Origin of the sequence: Mucilaginibacter endophyticus, assembly GCF_003351025.1 — a bacterium.
In the GTDB taxonomy this organism is placed as follows: domain Bacteria; phylum Bacteroidota; class Bacteroidia; order Sphingobacteriales; family Sphingobacteriaceae; genus Mucilaginibacter; species Mucilaginibacter endophyticus.
In genome coordinates, this window is sequence record NZ_QPCG01000001.1 from 195,034 (window position 1) to 213,802 (window position 18,769).

General features: G+C 42.7%; 16 protein-coding genes. 10 read left to right on the forward strand and 6 right to left on the reverse strand.

All coding sequences use genetic code 11. The features are described from left to right. Positions 1–452: 452 nt before the first annotated feature. From gldG to DUL71_RS00840, 5 genes are all read left to right on the forward strand, one after another. Positions 453–2,849, forward strand: coding sequence for a gliding motility-associated ABC transporter substrate-binding protein GldG (gene gldG / locus DUL71_RS00820; RefSeq protein ID WP_114937426.1), 2,397 nt, complete (start codon positions 453–455; stop codon positions 2,847–2,849). Between the two features lie 33 nt (positions 2,850–2,882). After that, positions 2,883–4,007 carry a DNA polymerase III subunit beta gene (dnaN, locus tag DUL71_RS00825; RefSeq protein ID WP_114936326.1) on the forward strand — a complete coding sequence of 375 codons (1,125 nt, stop codon included), beginning with the start codon at positions 2,883–2,885 and terminating at the stop codon, positions 4,005–4,007. A gap of 114 nt (positions 4,008–4,121) precedes the next feature. After that, entirely contained in the window at positions 4,122–4,823 is a 702-nt protein-coding gene (locus DUL71_RS00830; RefSeq protein WP_114936327.1) for a DUF4397 domain-containing protein, read from the forward strand. An 8-nt stretch (positions 4,824–4,831) separates the two neighbouring features. After that, a complete protein-coding gene (locus DUL71_RS00835; RefSeq protein ID WP_114936328.1) occupies positions 4,832–5,572 on the forward strand; it encodes a DUF4397 domain-containing protein in 741 nt (246 codons plus the stop codon). A gap of 45 nt (positions 5,573–5,617) precedes the next feature. Continuing rightward, entirely contained in the window at positions 5,618–6,274 is a 657-nt protein-coding gene (locus DUL71_RS00840; protein WP_114936329.1) for a DedA family protein, read from the forward strand. A 91-nt stretch (positions 6,275–6,365) separates the two neighbouring features. Here the strand turns inward: DUL71_RS00840 and DUL71_RS00845 are convergent, their stop codons facing one another. From DUL71_RS00845 to DUL71_RS00865, 5 genes are all read right to left on the reverse strand, one after another. Then, positions 6,366–7,727, reverse strand: coding sequence for a vWA domain-containing protein (locus tag DUL71_RS00845; protein ID WP_114936330.1), 1,362 nt, complete (start codon positions 7,725–7,727; stop codon positions 6,366–6,368). Between the two features lie 3 nt (positions 7,728–7,730). Then, positions 7,731–9,842: a LamG domain-containing protein gene (locus DUL71_RS00850; protein WP_114936331.1), complete on the reverse strand. Its 2,112-nt coding sequence runs from the start codon at positions 9,840–9,842 to the stop codon at positions 7,731–7,733. 323 nt (positions 9,843–10,165) lie between these two features. Further along, complete coding sequence (locus tag DUL71_RS00855; RefSeq protein WP_244228672.1) at positions 10,166–11,125, reverse strand: zinc dependent phospholipase C family protein; 960 nt, start codon at positions 11,123–11,125, stop codon at positions 10,166–10,168. A 34-nt stretch (positions 11,126–11,159) separates the two neighbouring features. Beyond that, on the reverse strand, positions 11,160–12,833 hold the full coding sequence (locus DUL71_RS00860) for a MutS-related protein (RefSeq protein WP_114936332.1): 1,674 nt from the start codon (positions 12,831–12,833) through the stop codon (positions 11,160–11,162). 87 nt (positions 12,834–12,920) lie between these two features. Further along, a complete protein-coding gene (locus DUL71_RS00865) occupies positions 12,921–13,679 on the reverse strand; it encodes a class I SAM-dependent methyltransferase (protein ID WP_114936333.1) in 759 nt (252 codons plus the stop codon). A gap of 245 nt (positions 13,680–13,924) precedes the next feature. Here DUL71_RS00865 and rpsT point away from each other — a divergent pair, with 245 nt between their 5' ends. Both rpsT and radC read left to right on the forward strand, forming a co-directional pair. Continuing rightward, positions 13,925–14,179: a 30S ribosomal protein S20 gene (gene rpsT / locus DUL71_RS00870; RefSeq protein ID WP_112572690.1), complete on the forward strand. Its 255-nt coding sequence runs from the start codon at positions 13,925–13,927 to the stop codon at positions 14,177–14,179. Between the two features lie 84 nt (positions 14,180–14,263). Next, positions 14,264–14,962: a RadC family protein gene (gene radC, locus DUL71_RS00875; protein ID WP_114936334.1), complete on the forward strand. Its 699-nt coding sequence runs from the start codon at positions 14,264–14,266 to the stop codon at positions 14,960–14,962. 22 nt (positions 14,963–14,984) lie between these two features. Here the strand turns inward: radC and DUL71_RS00880 are convergent, their stop codons facing one another. Then, a complete protein-coding gene (locus DUL71_RS00880; RefSeq protein ID WP_114936335.1) occupies positions 14,985–15,431 on the reverse strand; it encodes a DUF1572 family protein in 447 nt (148 codons plus the stop codon). 222 nt (positions 15,432–15,653) lie between these two features. Here DUL71_RS00880 and pheT point away from each other — a divergent pair, with 222 nt between their 5' ends. The 3 genes from pheT (at position 15,654) to DUL71_RS00895 (ending at position 18,755) form a co-directional block, all read left to right on the forward strand. After that, complete coding sequence (gene pheT / locus DUL71_RS00885; RefSeq protein ID WP_114936336.1) at positions 15,654–18,053, forward strand: phenylalanine--tRNA ligase subunit beta; 2,400 nt, start codon at positions 15,654–15,656, stop codon at positions 18,051–18,053. Between the two features lie 99 nt (positions 18,054–18,152). Further along, positions 18,153–18,443: a hypothetical protein gene (locus tag DUL71_RS00890; RefSeq protein WP_090529765.1), complete on the forward strand. Its 291-nt coding sequence runs from the start codon at positions 18,153–18,155 to the stop codon at positions 18,441–18,443. Between the two features lie 21 nt (positions 18,444–18,464). Then, positions 18,465–18,755 carry a cell division protein ZapA gene (locus DUL71_RS00895; RefSeq protein ID WP_090529762.1) on the forward strand — a complete coding sequence of 97 codons (291 nt, stop codon included), beginning with the start codon at positions 18,465–18,467 and terminating at the stop codon, positions 18,753–18,755. The last annotated feature ends 14 nt before the right edge of the window (positions 18,756–18,769 follow it).

The following is an 18,769-nucleotide window of genomic DNA, read 5'->3' on the forward strand; positions in this document are numbered from 1 at the left end:
CAACGGAAAATGGCAGGCTGTATAGTTGACTCACCCGGTCTACGCTACGCTGGACCACCATCTCTGCCCTTCAGGCAGAGATGGGAGAGAAAAAATAAAGAAATAAAATCCCCTCTTTACGCTTGCGTAGAGAGGGGTGACGAGCGCAGCGATGTCGGGGTGAGTCGATATACGGGATGATTTAGCGATTATGCCTTTTCATGGGCTATTACTCTCTTGAGAGGGGAGCGAAGGAATGAGCGGTAGCAGGGGGGAGATTGACTTATCAAAGCAGAAACACACCCCTACACCCCTCTCAAGAGGGGAATCGCTCAATCCCATACTTTTATCCTTTGAGTTTCACAGCCAATTAACTAAATCCGAAATCGAAATTCCGATATCCTATACCCAAACGCACTTTGCTTTGGCGCAATATTGTTGTAATTTCGGCGCTTAACACAATATATTATAACGTGCTGAGCATCCTTAAAAAAGAAATAATATCATACCTGAGCTCATTGGTGGCTTATGTTACCATAGGTGTATTTTTACTGGTGCTGGGCTTGTTTTTATGGGTATTCCCCGAGTCGAGCATATTGGAATATGGTTACGCCGGGCTCGAAGGTTTGTTTAGCACTGCGCCATACCTGTTCATGTTCCTGATCCCGGCTATTACCATGCGCTCTCTTGCCGAGGAGCGGAAAGAAGGTACTTTTGAGCTGCTGTTTACCCGCCCCTTAAAAGATTGGGAAATAGTGTTGGGCAAATACCTGGCCTGTTTATTAATAGTGCTTTTTGCTTTGCTGCCAACACTGGTTTATTACTACTCGGTAAGTGCACTGGGTATGCCGCATGGCAATATTGATACCGGGGCTGTAATAGGCTCGTACATCGGTTTGTTTTTGCTGGGTGCTGTATTTGTGGGGATAGGTTTGTTTACCTCATCTGTCACCAAAAATCAGATCATCGCTTTTACCATTTCCGTTTTCCTGTGTTTCTTTTTTTACAGCGGGTTTGATTCTATCAGTCAGTTGTTATCCCTGCAGGATCTGGGCTTGCAGAACTTAGGTATCACCCAGCATTATGATTCGGTAAGCCGTGGCGTGTTGGATACCCGCGATCTGGTTTACTTTATCATCACTACCGGTATTTTTATATGGCTTACCCTGTTTGTACTGGCAAAGCAACGCCAGGCAGGTTTAGGTAATGCTACGATGATAGGTATACCCCTGGTATTGTTTGTTTTGGCGATGATATCTGCATTTACCTTCACCCGTTTTGATTTTACTGCCGAAAAACGCTTTACCCTTTCTCCCATCAGCACGCAAATTATGGATAAGCTGCAAAAACGTGTAAAGGTGGTAGTGTATTTACAGGGCGATAACCTGCCGGGCGGCTTTAAACGCCTGCAAAGCGCTACCCGCGATATGCTGAGCGATCTGCAGGCTTATAGCCATGGTAAGATCCAGTTTGAATTTCGCGACCCCTTGAAGGGTTTAAATAATGATCAGCAAAACGAGGTGATCCAGAACATGGCTGCCGAAGGTGTTGAGCCAACAAACCTGAGTGTTAAAACCGATAATGGCGTAACGCAAAAGCTGATATTTCCATCGGCATTGGTATCGGCAGGAGGGAAGGATATCCCGGTAAAGCTGTTATTAAGCCGTATCGGTCTTTCGCCCGATGAAGTGCTGAATAACTCTATCCAAAATCTTGAATACGCTTTTTCATCAGCCATAAAAAAAGCCGATGCCGGAGGGCGACCGCAAATAGGCTTTACCGAGGGCCACCATGAACTAACCGACCTGCAACTGAACGATGCCATGAAAACGCTTAGTGAAGGTTTCCAGGTAGGCAGGGTAGACCTCAGCGCTATTTCCTTTGCCGATCTGCAAAAGATCAAATTGCTGGTAATAGCCAAGCCCGATCAAAAGTTTAGCGAGGTAGAGAAATTTAAACTCGACCAGTACATCATGCACGGAGGCCGCGTATTATGGGCAATAGACCAGGTAAGCGCCGAACTGGATAGCCTCAGAGGGCATGGGGGCGAACAACTGGCTTTCGCCAAGCAGCTTAACCTTGATGATCAGCTTTTCCGTTATGGCATCCGCATTAACTATGATCTGATAGCCGATATGAACTGCTCGCAGATACCGGTGAGTACCGGCAACGTGGGCGGGCAGGCGCAGATACAGATGCTGCCATGGTTATATTACCCGGTATTTATTCCGCTAAGTAAACACCCGGTAGTGAAAAATCTGGATGGTATCAGCAGCGAGTTTGCAAGTTCTATCGATATCCTCGATACCAAAAACGTTAATAAAACGGTGTTGCTGACATCATCGCCCTATAATAAAAAGCTAACTGCCCCGCACATATTATCATTGCAGGCCCTGGAGCAGGAGCCAAACCCTAAAGATTTTCAAAGTACACCTAAAATAACCGGTGTACTGTTAGAAGGCCGTTTTACCAGCGACTGGCAAAACCGTCCGCTGCCCGAAGGCTTAAAAGAGCAGGTGCCTGTACTATCGCAAAGCGAGCCTACAAAAATGATTGTGATTAGTGATGGCGATATTTTAAAGAACCAGGTAGGTAACGATGGTTCGCCATATCCGTTAGGGTATGATCATTATACGCATCAAACTTACGGTAACAAAAATCTGCTGCTCAACATAGCCGATTACATGACCGATGATTCGGGCCTGATAGCCTTGCGTACCAAGGAAATTAAGATCCGCCTGCTTGATAGGGCGCGTATTCGGAGCGAAAAAATGTATTGGCAGTTGGTTAATAACATTGTTCCGTTGGTATTAGTGTTAATATGTGCTATTTTTCAACATTATCTCCGCAGGCAAAAGTATGCCCGTTAAATTTTATATTTTTGATTGCTTAATTACAACCACATGAGATTTATTGTTTCTACCTCAACATTACTCAAACAACTGCAAGCGGTGAGCGGCGCATTGAGCAGCAGCACTGTGTTGCCTATATTGGAAAACTTTTTGTTCGAGATAAAGGATGGGAACTTGACCATTTCTGCTACCGACCTGCAAACCAGCATGACCACCTCTTTGCCTGTTGAGGCTAAAGAAAACGGCAGGATTGCTATCCCGTCGCGTATATTGTTAGAGACCCTGAAATCGTTACCCGAGCAGCCTGTAGCTTTTTCGGTTGATGATAAAACCTTTGCCATTGAAATAAACGCTGGTGATGGTAAATACAAACTGAGCGGCGAAAACGGTGAGGATTTTCCTAAGATCCCGGTTGTTGAAAACGCTTCATCGGTAAACCTGCCTGCTTCTGTTTTAGCTGAAGCTATTAACAAAACCATTTTTGCGGTAAGTAATGACGAGCTGCGCCCGGCCATGACAGGTGTTTACTGCCAGCTTACTACATCGGCGCTTACCTTTGTATCAACCGATGCGCATAAACTGGTAAGGTACCGTCGTAAAGATGCTAAAGCCGCAAGCACAGCATCATTCATTTTGCCTAAAAAAGCTTTAACCCTGCTTAAATCATCATTACCAAGCGATGATGTTAACGTATCGGTTGAATATAACAACACCAGCGCTTTCTTTAAATTTGGCAACATTAACCTGGTTTGCCGTTTAATTGATGAGCGTTACCCGGATTATGAGGCTGTTATCCCTCAAAATAATCCTAATAAATTAAACATCGACAGGCTTACTTTCCTGGGTTCGTTAAACCGTGTGGCTATCTATGCTAATAAAACCACCCACCAGGTAAGGCTTAAAATAAATGGCAGCGAGCTAAATATCTCGTCAGAAGATATCGACTTCGCTAACGAAGCTCACGAGCGCCTGAGTTGCCAATATGAAGGCGAAGACATGGAAATTGGCTTCAATGCAAGATTTTTGATAGAAATGTTAAAGAACTTAAGCTGCGAAGAAGTATCTTTGGAAATGTCGACTCCAAACCGTGCGGGCTTATTGTTGCCACAAGGCGGAGATGAAAATGAAGATGTGCTGATGCTGGTAATGCCGGTGATGCTCAATAGCTATGCTTAAGTGTAAACTTAAATTATAAATCCAAAACTAAGTCCGGTAACATAAAACCGGACTTTTTTTGTTCAGCACCCGATACCAAAAGTTACACTAAGCAGTTATAGCATATAATTGTATATGAAGATAAAGGTTAAAGTTTTTTTGATGATTGCCGCGGCGGCAGGTTGCATAGCATCGTGCAAAAAAAATAATGATAAGCCCGATGCAGTGGATTCATCAACATCATCATTAAACGTAATCAACGCCACATTTAATAATGTTAATGTTTACCAGAACGGTATCCGCATCAACAATACAACAACTTTTTATCCGGGCGGTACGCTGGGTTATATCCTGGTAAAAGCCGGAACACAAAATTATTCGGTTAAGTTAGATGGTCCAAGCAACCCTAACCCACTGTTCAGTTTGCCTTTAACGCTCAGTAAAGATTCTGTGTATTCATTTTACATAGCAGGCAATGCATCAGACCAGGTATTTAAAACTACCGATATCATCGTGGGCGATACAAGTAAAGTACCATCGGCCAAAATCAGGTTTGTAAATGCTTCACCAGACGCGGGAAATATCAGTGTGCATTTTGAAGGTACAACTAATAAAGTTGCCATAGATACCGAACAGGTGAAAGACCTCGGTTTTAAAACTACCTCAACTTTTTACCTGGTAGCGCCGGGAGAACACAATATGGCCATGCATTCGGCTGCTTTTCCGGGTACTATTGTTAGGGATACCGTGCAGCTGGTTGGCGGCAAGGTATATACCTACTACGGTTTTGGCAATAAAAGTACCGGCCTGGCAACAGGTTTGTTTACTAATCAATAATTACATTAATGGCTAATAAAAATAAGAGCAAGGTTCTGGTTTCGTTTTTTGTAGCTGTGATGTGCGGCCTTTTTTTATGCGGCATATCATCATGCGGCAAGGGGGGGAATGCATCGTCAGTAGGCCTCAATACGCAGTTCCAGATAGTTAATTTAAGTCCCGATATTCAGCCTGTATATCTTTATCAGCATTATATCAGGTACAGCGCTACTACATATACGTATCCTAACAGCTCGGGGTATTTTTATCTTTCAACATTGGAAGCGCCTTTACAGTTACGTACTGCAACTACTGCACCTACAATTTTGCTTCAGTTTGATAATGCGCTCAAAGCCAACCGGAAATATACCATGTTTATAACCGGTTACAGGAAGGATAGTTCCTTTGTCAGTTCGTTTATATTGTCTGACAGTACCAGTTTGCCGCCTATAGGTAAAGGCAAAGTTAGGTTTGTGCATACGTCTCCTGGTACAGCCGCACTCGATCTGAGGGCAAACGATACGCTTATGGTTAGCGGCACTACCTTTAATAAGGTTACCCCATATTACGATCTTACTGCTGGTAATTATAACTTTACCATCAGGGCAACCCGTACCCCTACCAAAATTGAGGCGACCCTGCAAAATATAACCATACAGGATGGCCGGGCTTATACCATTTACACCCAAGGTGTTGTTGGCGCAGCCGATTCATTGGCCTTTGGTGCAGGTGTACTCACTAATAATCTGCTAAGTAAGACACTTCAATAGCGGCTTTCTGTTTAATATTTATATTTTTGGGCAAAATTTACGCCTGTGGAAGTAATAAAAAGCATCATCGACTTTATACTGCATATTGACAAGCACCTGGTACAAATCACCAGCGCTTACCAGGGATGGACCTATCTCATTCTTTTCCTGATCATATTTGCCGAAACTGGTTTTGTTGTAACCCCCTTTTTACCCGGCGACTCACTGCTGTTTGCAGCCGGAGCTTTAATTGCCGGTGGTAGCTCTGGTTTAGATATCTGGCTGTTAGGTATTATACTTATTGCCGCTGCATTTATAGGTAATACCGTAAACTATCTTTTAGGCAACTACCTTGGCCCAAAAGTTTTTAAGGAAGAAAATAAGATCCTGAAGCTGGAATACTACCTTAAAACCAAAGCATTTTTTGACAAACACGGGGGCAAGGCGGTGATTTTTAGTCGTTTTATGCCTATTATCCGTACCATAGCGCCTTTTGTTGCCGGTGTTGGCAGGATGCCTTTTTTACGTTATAGCCTTTATAACATCATCGGTGGCGCATCATGGATCATCGTATTCCTGTTTGCGGGTTACAAATTAGGTCAGGTAGATATCATAGCTAAAAACTTTTCGTTGGTAGGAGTAATCATTATCCTGATATCAATATTACCGCCAATTTTTGCCGCCATAAAAGGGCGTACTGCTAAGGTTTCTGAAGGGCGGTAAAAAGCTGTTAAAAGATGAAAATATAAAAAGCCGTTGTCTGGATATAATTCCGGGCAACGGCTTTTGCATATTAAACGGAAGTGTGGTTTATTCAATCACCGTCGGTAACTACTACGTTAAAACGATGAGTTCGTGAAAATGGGGTTTTAGACTTGTCTGAAAATCCTGTTACCTCCAGCTCAACTGTGTAGCTTCCGGCTTCATGGGTTTCGTGTATTGAACCGGAATAGCCGCCTTGTTTTGCTGCTGCCAAAATACCTCCGCTTTTTATATGCGGCAAAAGGTCTTCCTCGGCCAACCGCTGTTTGTAAAGCAGTTCAAGCTTTGCTAAGTCAGGATGTTGTATAGTATCCATTGTTTCTTCGGGTAGCTTTATGCTTTTAAGGTCCGCCGCATAGGCTTTAATTGCACTATGCTGGCTGAGTTTGGGGCGGGTAACAAAAGCGTGTACCTGTTGTCCGGTTACCGGTTTCCCATCATCAGTCAGGTGAGCGTGAAAGGTAATAGGCTCTCCTTTACGTACAACCGAAGGTGCATCAACCGTAAGTTGAAGCGGGGCAGCGTTGCCCGAAGGGGCATACTCAAATGCGCCTCCTGTTAAACCCTGCGGGGTTGTACCTCCATACATGATCTGGATGTACCACAGGCCTACGGCCGGATTAGGAATATTAAACACTACATAGGCGCCTCCCTGTAAAGTAGGCATTGGCGTAATTACCACACCGGCTGGTGTTACCAGTGTTACACTTAATTGATTAAGCCCGGGCTGGCCATTTGTGTAGGTGTATTTAGTATCGCTCCATACAACCGAAAACTGTCCAAGATCGTTACCTGCAGATACCGTAGCAGGGATCATCAGGTAATCATAAGCCTGGGCCACCTTATAGCTGTTGGCAAGTAGCTGTGCTGCTGGAGTTTGCGCCCTGATTTGGTTATAGATCTGCATCATGTTGTAAACATAGGGTGCATAATAATACTGACCGCCGCTTTGGGTTGCAATTTGCTGCATTAAGTTTTGGTCAGACGCAGGCCCCATTGCACATGAATATACGGGAGGGGTTCCGGCAGGCAGGGGTATGGGATTGGTGCCGCAGTTTTGATAACCGTCTGAAAGCAGTACAAGGCCCTTATTTACACCGGATGGAGCTGTTGAAAGCATGTTTACTGCCGTTTGCAGCCCGCCGCCCATATTGGTACAGTTTCCGTTGAAGCTTAGGTTCTGCACAGCCGCGGCCGCGGCAACAGGTACGGTGAGGTTTTGATCAACCACGGTTAAGTTGTAGGTTACCCTTCCGTTAACATCGTAGGATGCCACGCCGATATAATCGCCGGGGAGCGCATTGTTCAGGAAAGCCTTGGTATCGATGACGGTGATTGCAACATAATTTGAATATGTCATGCTTGCTGAAGTATCTACTACAGGTATAGCGACAATAGGTGCTGAAGTTGGCATAGCTTATGAATTAAAAGAAGGTGAAACTTTGGTTGATTGAAGAAGTTGACCGCATGAGGTATTGTATTTAAGTGAAAGTATGGTAAGCTGAGTAGCCCATACAATAAAGCCGGCAAGTATGGCTGCCGCCTCAAGGCCTGTTACAATGGCTATCACTTTGCGCAGGATCCAGAATAAGGCGTACCATCCTGCAGATGTCAGCACAAATTTGATAATGGTCCACATTAATCCCTGCTGATATACTACACCAACAAATCCGATGGCAGCGGTAGCGCTGATTGCTTTTCCGGCCATTGAGCTCATCGCATTCATTACCGTTTGGTTTGCACGCAGCAGGTTATAAATACGGGTGGCTATATTGCCGGTGGTAGGTGCCAGCCCCACAGCCTGCAGGAAGCCTACAGTAAGCGCGAAGATGAATTGGATCCACCATAAGGTACAATCCGACTCAGCACCTACGGCTCCCTCATAAACAAGCATGTCGGCTTTTACACCATGGTAAATAATGCGGGTTATACCATTGGTATCGGTACGGGTAAAAACGCGGGATAAGTTGGCATTTTCATCAAACATTTGCCTGGCCTTTTCATAGGCGTTATCAAATTGCTGACGAAAACCTTCGGTTGCAGGGCCTCCATTTTTACTGCCGAACCATTCTTCGAACTGAGCCCAGCTTTCTTCTTTATGATCTTCGGTAAATACCTGGGGCTGGTTGCTAAATAATATGTCTGTAGGTGGCGGTACCGGTGTTTCAACGTTTTGATTAAGATAGATGGCATTGATGGATTGTGGTATTCCCAAAAGCGCGATCTGCTCGGTGGTTAAAACATTTACGGTTTGGAGTTGCTGTACAGCACCGTTATCCAGCTCCAATGTCGATTTATCGGTGGTATCTATAGGAGGGTTAACGGTAAAGTCAAAATTTGAAATTAAGCGGTTATCGGTTATCACATCGTTGTACATCCATTGAACAATTTCCGATTGTTCAAGGCATACATTCCAGATCCGGAGGTTTTGAATAGAGCCATTAAAATTGTCGATAATATTTCCATTCGAGTCGTACTGAGCACCTACGAGTACATGCCCGTTCGGAACGGCAGTAACCGGCGAAGGAAAATAATCAATAGCCTGAAGGTTGCCATTTACGTACAGGCTTAGTGCCTTAACATCACTGTCGTAGCTAAGCGCGAAATGATAATAGCTAAGCGGTAATACAGAAGCGGCTGATGATAAAGAGATGCTGTCGCTGTTGCGCTGGCCTGTAACCTGGTTGTTTTGATAGCTTACCCGGTATTCCCATGCGCCGTTTAACCCATAGCTTAACAAAATGCCATTACTACTGCTACCGGGGAAAAACCATCCTTCAATGGTGTAAGGCGCATTTCCGGGGATGCTGTATTCGGGGAAGGAGCCGCAATCAACATAGCCATCTGCTCCCAATACAACCGATGGAACATTAAACGCGTATTGTACATTGTTTTTGAAGTTAAGGGCTATATTATTCCCCGAACTGTCAACTCCCGGCATTTCGGAAAAGTCGCTGTAAAAGATAAGGTTTGGATTTTGGACAGCGCTGTAATTATTTACCTGTACCGAATCATTGAGAATATCTTCGGCGTCGCGTGTGGTGTTCCAGATCATGATCCGGCCGATCTGGCCTTGTAAGTACCAGATAGGGCTGCCCTGTTGCATTACGGCACCCAACAGTACATTGGTACCATTAGTTGGCAACGTTCCTGAAAAAGTACTCTGCGCAACAGCTACTCCATCTACATATAATGATAAACTGGATGTTGTACTGTCAAATACCGAGGCCAGGTGGTGCCATTCGTTAATAGTGATAGGTAAGGTTGATTTGATCAGGTATGGAGCAATGCCTACGTAGGCATAAACATAGCCTGATTCTATAAATAATTGGTATTGTCCGCCAACCGCGTTATCAACATTCCCTACTACAGATTGAAATCCGTTCAGGCTTGACACGTTTACCCAGGCCTCCAGTGTAAAGGAGGTTAAATTGCTAAGTACGGTTGGTGTACCGCAATCAACATATGCGGTGTTTCCGAGTTGCAGCACGCTCGATGCCCATCGTGGTGCTAAAGTTAAGTTTGCCATAAGATAATAGTTTATAGATGTAAATATTTAGTGATAAAAAATACAGTCACTTGATATGGCCTGCTGCTTATCTAAATCTCTTTCTGGCTTTCGGCCCCGAGAAACAAGGGAGAGGCAAATCAACTTTCTGATTTATTTAACTAAGTTAGGAGGGCTGTAAACCGGCTAATAGCGTATAAATACCTAATAGAAAAACTGCGTATTAGTACCGTGATAATGTAAAACGAGGCATAGCCGAAGTTATCCCTTCGTTGTTTTGGCGAAGTTTATATAGGGAGTGTAGAGGAAGATAAAGCCGGGATGCTACTGTATTTGATTGTTAATTATTTTATTACCGGTGCTTTGCCTAAACGGTACAGTGCTTCTTCTTGCAGGAGTTTTGTTTTTTGTTCATGGCTTAATGGCGTAGCGATAAGCTTATCCAGGTCCGGTTGCCCGGCATCAACCCAGGCCGAATACCAGAAACTGCCTACAGAAAGTATGGAGGACCGCATTTGCCTTGCGACCATCCCCTTCAGCATTTTATGATAGGCCTGGCTGTAGGCTACCGAGTAATCACTGATCTGCCTTTTGCCATGTTGCACCAATTCGTATTTTTTATCCTGCGGATAGGTTTTGTTTAGGATGCGCTCAAAACGCAAAACAGTATCCACACGTTTATAGGTAGCCTTGCATATACGGAAAGCCTCGTTAAGTGGATTATCGATATACCTGGCTTTACCAACGTAATAATTATAATGATCGGCAAACAATTCTGGTAGACGGCTTTCCCAAAGGGCGTGAGTGCCGGTTTGCCCGGTAAGCTGACCATTATAGTTTTGGGTCAAGTGTAGGGGCACATGGGCATCGGCAATGTAATGCCCTAAATATGCCGAGGCATTAAGTATATCGGTGGTATCGTGCGCTTTAAAAGCCCGCACCAGCCGGTAATATTGGTATTGGATAGCCCAGGGAACGGTGCCGTATTTAATGATGGTATCTTTAGGGTATTTGGCTACCGCATCCTTCCATTTTTTAGGCATGGCTTCAAATGGCTTTTTACCATAGTGATCGGCATCAAAGAAATGGCGGGGTGCTTCTGATGAGTCAACATAGCGGCGTTTGTCGGGGCTCACGGCATGTTCTGTTATATAATCGATATTTGCCTTGTAAAAGCCTGACATGGCCTTAGGTAACGTGAAAACAGCCAATCGGTTAATGCGGTAATGTGCAAAGAATCCCCATGATGAGCATAACATGATTAAACAGATTCCTGTTATGCTTAAAATGATACGGCGGTTCATGGGTTAAAGATGCAATTTAAAGGGGAGTTTTAAATTACAAATTATACTTCTTCCGCAATTGGGTGCTTACTTTATTGGCATCGTCAATGATACTCTCCGGGAAACCTACGCCTTTTAAAACCGCTATGCCATTTCTGTTTTTAAGCAGACCCTCTTTTATCTTATAATCAAATACCAGCCGGTCATCACCTATCACTTCCTCAAACGAGAAAACTTTATAATCGCTGCCCAACAACTCGGCCAGCTCCAGATCATGAGTTGATACAAATACAAAACTTTGGTTTTGGATAAAATAGCTTAATACAGCTTTGGCCGCGGCTATCCGTTCAATGGTGTTGGTTCCCCTGAAAATTTCATCAATGATCACCAGGCTGTTTACGGGCTTGCTGGCTATGGTTTGTGAAACTATATTTTTAACAGCCATGGCTTCGGCCTGGAAATAGCTTTTATTATCACCCAGATCATCAGTCATATCGATACTGGTGAATATTTTAAGAGGAGGTGCCTGGTATACTGTAGCAAAACTGGTGTTAATAGTTTGCGACAACAAGGCATTAATTGCAATAGCCCTGATGAAAGTAGTTTTACCCGACATGTTAGACCCGGTGACTAACACGCCCTGTGTATTATCAATGGAGATAGAATTTGATACACAGTTTGGAATAAGGGGATGATAAAGATCATTAATAACAATATTGTCGTTACCCGTTGTTATTTGTGGCTTGCAATAATGGGGCGCTCCCTCGCGTACCGACTGAATAGAAATGGCTACATCAATTTCGGCCACTGCTTCGTAAATAACCTTTATATCATCCAGGTATTTGTTCACTTTGCTGATGGATTTGATAAATACCAGCGGCTCAATAAGCAGGAACATCTTTAGCCATTCGGTAACCAGATAATAGATATCGGTTGGGTCGATAGCCGCTTTGTTTTGCAGGGTGATGTAATTTAACGATTTTTTGAGTTTGCCCATATTAACCATGCTGGCGCAGGTATGTTCGTCATCCCGGAGCAGGTTGTGATTTTTAAGCCAGTTTGCAACCCGGAATAAAATCAGCAGCTGTGGTAAGGAATGCGTGTAATTAAGCATTTGGGTTTTATTGCTGTAGTGAATAATAACATTTGTTATCATTAATATCAGCAACAGCATAAACATAAACTGATTAGGAACTATAAAAAGGCTGAAGGCCACGCCAATGATCAGAAACGGCGCTATGCTGATATAAAAATTGCCGAGAGCAGGAAAAATGGAATAATGGGGCTTTTTGAAAAGTTCGGGTAAATAATAGGCGTCATTACTGCCCAATTCCGATAGTTTAAGCTCGGTTTGCTCTCTTAGTTCTCTGTTGGTTGCAGCAAGATCGATCTGTGGTTCAAGCGTTTTAAAATAACCTTCCGAAATTTGCGGCGAATGAAGTTGTTTGTATAAGTATTGCTGGCCTGGTTTTGAGTTTGTTCGGTCGATATATTCAAATACGCTATCGATATCCAGATCAGTCGCGGTATCTGTTGAGATCTCGCTTGAGCCCTTATAGGTTGTTAAATAGTTGCTGATCGGTTTGAAATTCCTGCTCGTAATTATGGGTTTGCCCCAGCGTTCCTTAATCTCAGCAAGTTTCTTTTTTTGTTGTGCTTTGCTTTTTAAATGGCTCGTTAAAATAAATATGAAGGGCAGTAATATTATAATGATGATCCAGTATATCATGTTTAAAAGTGGTATTTATAAGCTATGTTTTGCTTATTAGATAACACCCGCATTCGATTGTTTCACCAGTACGGAATAATGCTCAACTTATAATTTACCCGAATACACTTTGGTATCGTAATTAATTACAATAACCCCATCGCGCTGAAATTTATCAAAAAGCGTTTGCAAATCATTGATCATTGGCTGGTATCCCGCATCGTAGCGCGTAGGCATGTATGATGATGACAGCAGTCTGCCTTTCAGGCCTTCAAAATCAAAAATCTGTTTATTGGCAAATATTTCGAGGTGAACTGGTTCGGGGTTAAAGAAATCTTCAATATGTTCAGTATCGATATTACGGTGATCAACCTTTACGTAATCGTTGCCATGCTTTATGATAAGCTCATCATACTCCTGTTCAAAAGCCGACGTTGTTTTTCTTTCATTCCAGATAAGTGCAACGATGCCATCCGGCTTTAAGATCCTTTTAAACTCGATGCGGGTTTTTTTTGCGTCAAACCAGTGAAAGGCCTGTCCGGCTATAATGGCGCTAATTGTGTTGTCCTCAATGCCTGTATTTTCGGCTGTGCCGCTTTTGGGAATAAAGCCGTGGTATGCACCTAATAATTCGATAGCTTTTTCGCGCATCTCCAGGTTGGGTTCAACTGCAATTACCCTGTAGCCTTTATTCAGGAATAAGGCAGTAGATATGCCTGTGCCGGCACCAATGTCTGCAATAAGTTTGTCCTGGGTCAGGTTATAGGTATCATGTAAAAATTTAACAATTTCAACAGGGTAGCCTGGACGATATTTTACATAATCTTCAACCCGGTTGCTAAACCTGGTGGTGTTGTTGGTAACCATGATGCGATAACTTTAGTTATTAATAACGCTGCAAAAATCAATGTGTTGTATGAACACTTTGTAAACCTTAAGTTAATAGCTTATTAAAAAGGGTATGGCAGGGGTTGTAAGGTAATAGGTAATCCTGCACATTATCAATTCAATTACTTCAAAATATAAATCAAAAAACCATTTGCATATTAAATTTAATCGCCCTATATTTGCAGTCCTTAAAATAAGTAGAAAAGAATAACAAGCTATACGAGATGGCAAATCATAAATCATCATTAAAAAGAATCAGGGCAAACGCTGCGAAGCGTCTGCGTAACAGGTACCAGGCTAAAACAACCAGGAACGCTATTAAAAAATTAAGAAACACTACTACCAAAGCTGATGCAACTGCATTGTTAGGTAAAGTAATTTCTATGCTTGATCGTTTGGCTAAAAAGAACGTTATTCACAAAAACAAAGCTTCGAACAATAAATCAAAGCTTACTAAATTTGTTAACGGCTTAAGCTAATCTTAGCTATTTAAAATATACTAAGGGGATAGTGTACCAACACTGTCCCTTTTTTTGTTTGGCGCTTTTTCATACTTTCAGGGCGTGGAAAACTACGAAAGCAAGATTAGTATCAAATCATGGGCCGAGGAAGATCGGCCTCGGGAAAAATTAAGCGGGCAAGGGCGCCGCGCCCTTACCGATGCCGAACTGATAGCGATATTGATTGGCTCGGGCAGCCGTACCGAAACCGCGGTTGAGTTGAGTAAGCGTATTTTGCATCATTATGATAACGATCTTAACAAACTTGGCAAGGCCTCAATAACCGAGCTGTCTAAATTTAAAGGGATAGGAGAGGCCAAAGCTATATCTATCATCGCGGCGCTTGAAATCGGTCGCCGCCGTAACGAGTCTGAATCGGGCGCCATTGAGGTGATTACTTCCAGCAGGGATGGTTACAATGTTATGCGCCGGCACCTGATGGATCTGAACCACGAAGAATTTTGGATTATACTATTAGGGCGTTCCAATAAAGTATTAGGGAAAGAGCTCATCAGTAAGGGGGGCTTATCGGCAACAGTATGCGATCCTAAAATCATTTTTTATTCAGCCCTGCAATACCAGGCCAGTGGACTGATCCTCGTCCATAATCATCCGTCTGGTAACCTGAAACCCAGTAACGAAGATATCCAACTTACCAAAAAAATAAGCGCCGCGGGCCGGATGCTTGACATCGGTGTGTTTGATCATTTAATCATTACCGATGGAGGCTATTTGAGTTTAGCCGACGAAGGGATGATGTGATTTGAAGGTGTGCAAACTATAGTCAATTATCCAGCAGCCGGCGATGGTAGTTTATTTGACCCAAATGGTAGCTTAAATGCATGGCAAGGTGAACAAAAAAGTATTCGGTAGATGCATCTTTTAGGATTATTTCAGCCGGGTATTTTTCGTTCAACTGATCGTCTGAAATCATATCGAAGGTTTTTTCGATCATGAGGATTGTATGTTCTATTTTATCCAGCAATTCTGAGCGCGGTACATCTTTTAGCGCAAATTCATCAACGCGGTTTCTTACATAACCGGTTTTTCCAAATTCTGCACCGATATAGGTGTTAAGGTTGCCAACCAAATGTAAACAAAGGTTGCCCGCAGAATTTAATATACTCTTTTCAATATGCCAGAGCTTTGTCTCGTTTTGGTAAGCTTCTATTTCCTGCTTTAATTTTTCAAGGTCACGGATGATCAATGCTTTAAGCGTATCTTTTATCATAGTTTGATGGAAATGGTTGAAGTTTATTCCGGGAAAATCTTTGGATTAACAATGCAATGTAAGTTATTTTATATTTGATTGCCAAGATTTCGATTCAGGGTTTAGCTTTATTTGTTGAACAAGTAACATTGGTTTGCATAATCAAGAATCAGCTTAAATCTGCATATCTACCAACCTCACATCCGAAATCTTTATATCTTTGCCGATTATCATTTCGGAATAATGAAAATATCTTATAACTGGCTTAAAGAATTTATTGATACTGATAAAACGCCTCAGGAAATTTCAATCATCCTTACCGGAACCGGTTTGGAAGTTGAAAGTCTGGAGAAGGTACAGGCTGTTCCTGGCGGACTGGAAGGCCTGGTAATTGGCTACGTAAAGGAAAGTGTTGACCATGCCAATTCTGATCACCTGCATGTTACTAAGGTTGATGTTGGCACCGGCGAAGACCTGCAGATTGTTTGTGGCGCGGCTAATGTAGCTGCCGGACAAAAAGTAGTGGTTGCGGTGGTGGGCTCAACAGTTTACCCAACCAGTGGTGAGCCTTTTGCTATCAAAAAATCGAAGATCAGGGGCGAAGAATCTCACGGGATGATCTGCGCTGAGGATGAGATAGGTTTGGGAACCAGTCATGCAGGTATTATGGTATTGCCGGAAGATGCACCTGTGGGTACTCCAGCTAAAGAATATTTTAAGCTGAGCGACGATTACATGTACGAGATTGGCTTAACCCCTAACCGTGCCGATGCGGCCTCGCATTTGGGTACTGCAAGGGATATTGCCGCTTTCCTGAAAATAGGTATTCAAAAGCCCGATGTAAGCGCTTTTAAAGTTGATAACACAAACCGTACCATAGAGGTTATTGTGGAGAACGAACAGGCTTCACCTCGTTATTCGGGTTTAACCATCAGTGGTGTTGAAGTTAAAGAATCGCCACAATGGTTAAAAGAGCGTTTGGCTGTTATCGGCATCCGTGCTATCAATAACATTGTGGATGTTACCAATTACGTGCTGCATGAGCTTGGTCAGCCGTTACATGCTTTTGATGCCGATGAAATAACCGGCGGCAAGGTATTGGTAAAAAACTATGCCGAAGGTACAGTGTTCAAAACACTTGATGAGGTTGACAGGAAGTTATCTGCCGATGACCTGATGATTGGTAACGCCGAAGAGCCTATGTGCATAGCTGGTGTATTTGGCGGCGCGAAATCGGGTGTTAAGGAATCAACCAAAAATATTTTCCTGGAGAGTGCCTACTTCAATCCGGTATCTGTTCGCAAAACCTCAAAAAGGCATGGCTTAAAAACCGATGCTTCGTTCAGGTTTGAGCGTGGCACCGATCCGGATATGACCGTTTTTGCATTAAAACGTGCTGCATTGCTGATTCAGCAGGTGGCGGGTGGTCAGGTATCGTCAGAAATTTCTGATCATTATCCGGCTCCGGTTGCACCCTTCGCCGTAGAGATCACTTATAACACCATCGATAAATTGATTGGTAAGAAGATTGGCAATGATGAGATCAGAGGTATCATCACGGCACTTGATATTAAGATAGTGAATGAAACTGCGGATTCGCTATCGTTACAAGTACCACCATATCGTGTGGATGTTACCCGCGATGTGGATGTGGTTGAAGAGATCCTGAGGATTTATGGTTATAACAATATCGAGATACCTACTCAGATCAGGGCATCGCTAAATAACTCTACCCGTCCGGAGAAAGATACCGTTCAAAATCAGTTATCTGATTTGTTGAGCGCGAACGGTTTTAATGAGATCCTGGCTAACTCGCTTACCAAATCTGCTTATTCAGATAACCTGGATACTGCCGTTAAGATCCTGAACCCTTTGAGCAGCGATCTTGATGTAATGCGCCAAACCTTGTTGTACTCTGGTTTGGAAGCTATCGCTTATAACCAAAACCGCCGTAGCTCGGATTTGAAATTTTATGAGTTTGGCAAAGTGTATAAACTGGAAAATGACAAATATATCGAAACCCAGCGTTTCAGCATTTTCATTACAGGGGCTAATGCAGGCGAGCAATGGAACCAGAAATCAAAACCTGTATCATTTTACAACATCAAGGCTGTAGTTGATGGCGTTTTACAACGCCTGAACATCAGTAACTTCACTGTTGAGGATGCAACCTGCAAAAAAATGTCGTTTGGCATTCAATACATGCTTAATGGTAAGCAATTGGTGAAATTTGGTTCGGTTGCCGGTACTTCATTGAAAAAGGCCGATGTTGATAAAGAGGTGTTTTATGCCGATTTCAATTTCGACCTTGTATTGGCCGCCATCCGTAAAAATAAGATCGTTTTCCAGGATGTTTCAAAATTCCCGGCTGTAAGGCGCGATCTTTCTATGCTGATAGACCAAAGTGTATCTTTTGGCCAGTTGAAACAAATTGCCCTGCGTACCGAGCGTAAATTGCTTAAAGAAGTTGATGTGTTTGACGTTTACCAGGGTGATAAACTGCCTGCAGGTAAAAAGTCATATGCCTTAAGTTTCATTATTCAGGATATCGAGAAAACGTTAACGGATAAGGCAATTGATTCTATTATGCAGAAATTAATTTATAATTTAGGAAAAGAAGCCGGAGCGGAAATCAGGAAGTAGTTAAGTGAATGGTTGATTGGGTGAGTAGTTGATTAGGTTATTCCTGATTGACGAGCTTCATTAAACTCAATCAACTTAATCAACCAATTAACCAAAAACATGGCCTCATTAGCAGAGCAGTTAAATAAAATTGTAGATAAAACCGAGCGCCTGATTGAACTGTGCGCTGCTTTGCAGGAAGAAAATGATCTTTTAAAACTGGAGAGCGAGGCGCTTACAGTAGCCCTTAATGCCAGTAAGGCCAAGACAAAAGAACTGGAAGAAAAATTAAAAGTTGTTAAAGTTGCTAAGTCTTTTTCTGAAACAAATGAAAAAAGTGTTGACATTAAGCAAAAAATTAACGACTTTGTGCAGGAAATAGATAAGTGTATTGTATTATTGAAAAAATAGTACAAAAAGTGAAAAGCTCAAATGGGAGAAATCTCAATAAAAATAAATATTGCTGACCGTGTTTACCCCTTAAAGGTTAACATGGAAGAAGAAGAAATAATACGCAGGGCGGCTAAGCTGATCAACGACCGGATAAAAGAATATCAAGAAAATTATGCGGTTAGGGATAAGCAGGATTTACTTTCAATGTGTGTGCTGCATTATGCAACATCATCATTGAAGGCTGAAAAGAAAGTTACCGTGGAGGATACCGAGGTAACAGAAAAAGTTTATCATTTAGATCATTTGTTGACCGAATTTTTTTCGAAGTAATAAACGTTCTTTAC

What these genes read in the sequence shown, in the direction of transcription:
- dnaN (WP_114936326.1), top strand. Translation starts at nt 2,883, where the DNA reads ATGAGATTTATTGTTTCTACCTCAACATTACTCAAACAACTGCAAGCG.
- DUL71_RS00830 (WP_114936327.1), top strand. Translation starts at nt 4,122, where the DNA reads ATGAAGATAAAGGTTAAAGTTTTTTTGATGATTGCCGCGGCGGCAGGT.
- DUL71_RS00835 (WP_114936328.1), top strand. Translation starts at nt 4,832, where the DNA reads ATGGCTAATAAAAATAAGAGCAAGGTTCTGGTTTCGTTTTTTGTAGCT.
- DUL71_RS00845 (WP_114936330.1), bottom strand. Translation starts at nt 7,727, where the DNA reads ATGCCAACTTCAGCACCTATTGTCGCTATACCTGTAGTAGATACTTCA.
- DUL71_RS00850 (WP_114936331.1), bottom strand. Translation starts at nt 9,842, where the DNA reads ATGGCAAACTTAACTTTAGCACCACGATGGGCATCGAGCGTGCTGCAA.
- DUL71_RS00855 (WP_244228672.1), bottom strand. Translation starts at nt 11,125, where the DNA reads ATGAACCGCCGTATCATTTTAAGCATAACAGGAATCTGTTTAATCATG.
- DUL71_RS00860 (WP_114936332.1), bottom strand. Translation starts at nt 12,833, where the DNA reads ATGATATACTGGATCATCATTATAATATTACTGCCCTTCATATTTATT.
- DUL71_RS00865 (WP_114936333.1), bottom strand. Translation starts at nt 13,679, where the DNA reads ATGGTTACCAACAACACCACCAGGTTTAGCAACCGGGTTGAAGATTAT.
- rpsT (WP_112572690.1), top strand. Translation starts at nt 13,925, where the DNA reads ATGGCAAATCATAAATCATCATTAAAAAGAATCAGGGCAAACGCTGCG.
- DUL71_RS00880 (WP_114936335.1), bottom strand. Translation starts at nt 15,431, where the DNA reads ATGATAAAAGATACGCTTAAAGCATTGATCATCCGTGACCTTGAAAAA.
- pheT (WP_114936336.1), top strand. Translation starts at nt 15,654, where the DNA reads ATGAAAATATCTTATAACTGGCTTAAAGAATTTATTGATACTGATAAA.
- DUL71_RS00890 (WP_090529765.1), top strand. Translation starts at nt 18,153, where the DNA reads ATGGCCTCATTAGCAGAGCAGTTAAATAAAATTGTAGATAAAACCGAG.
- DUL71_RS00895 (WP_090529762.1), top strand. Translation starts at nt 18,465, where the DNA reads ATGGGAGAAATCTCAATAAAAATAAATATTGCTGACCGTGTTTACCCC.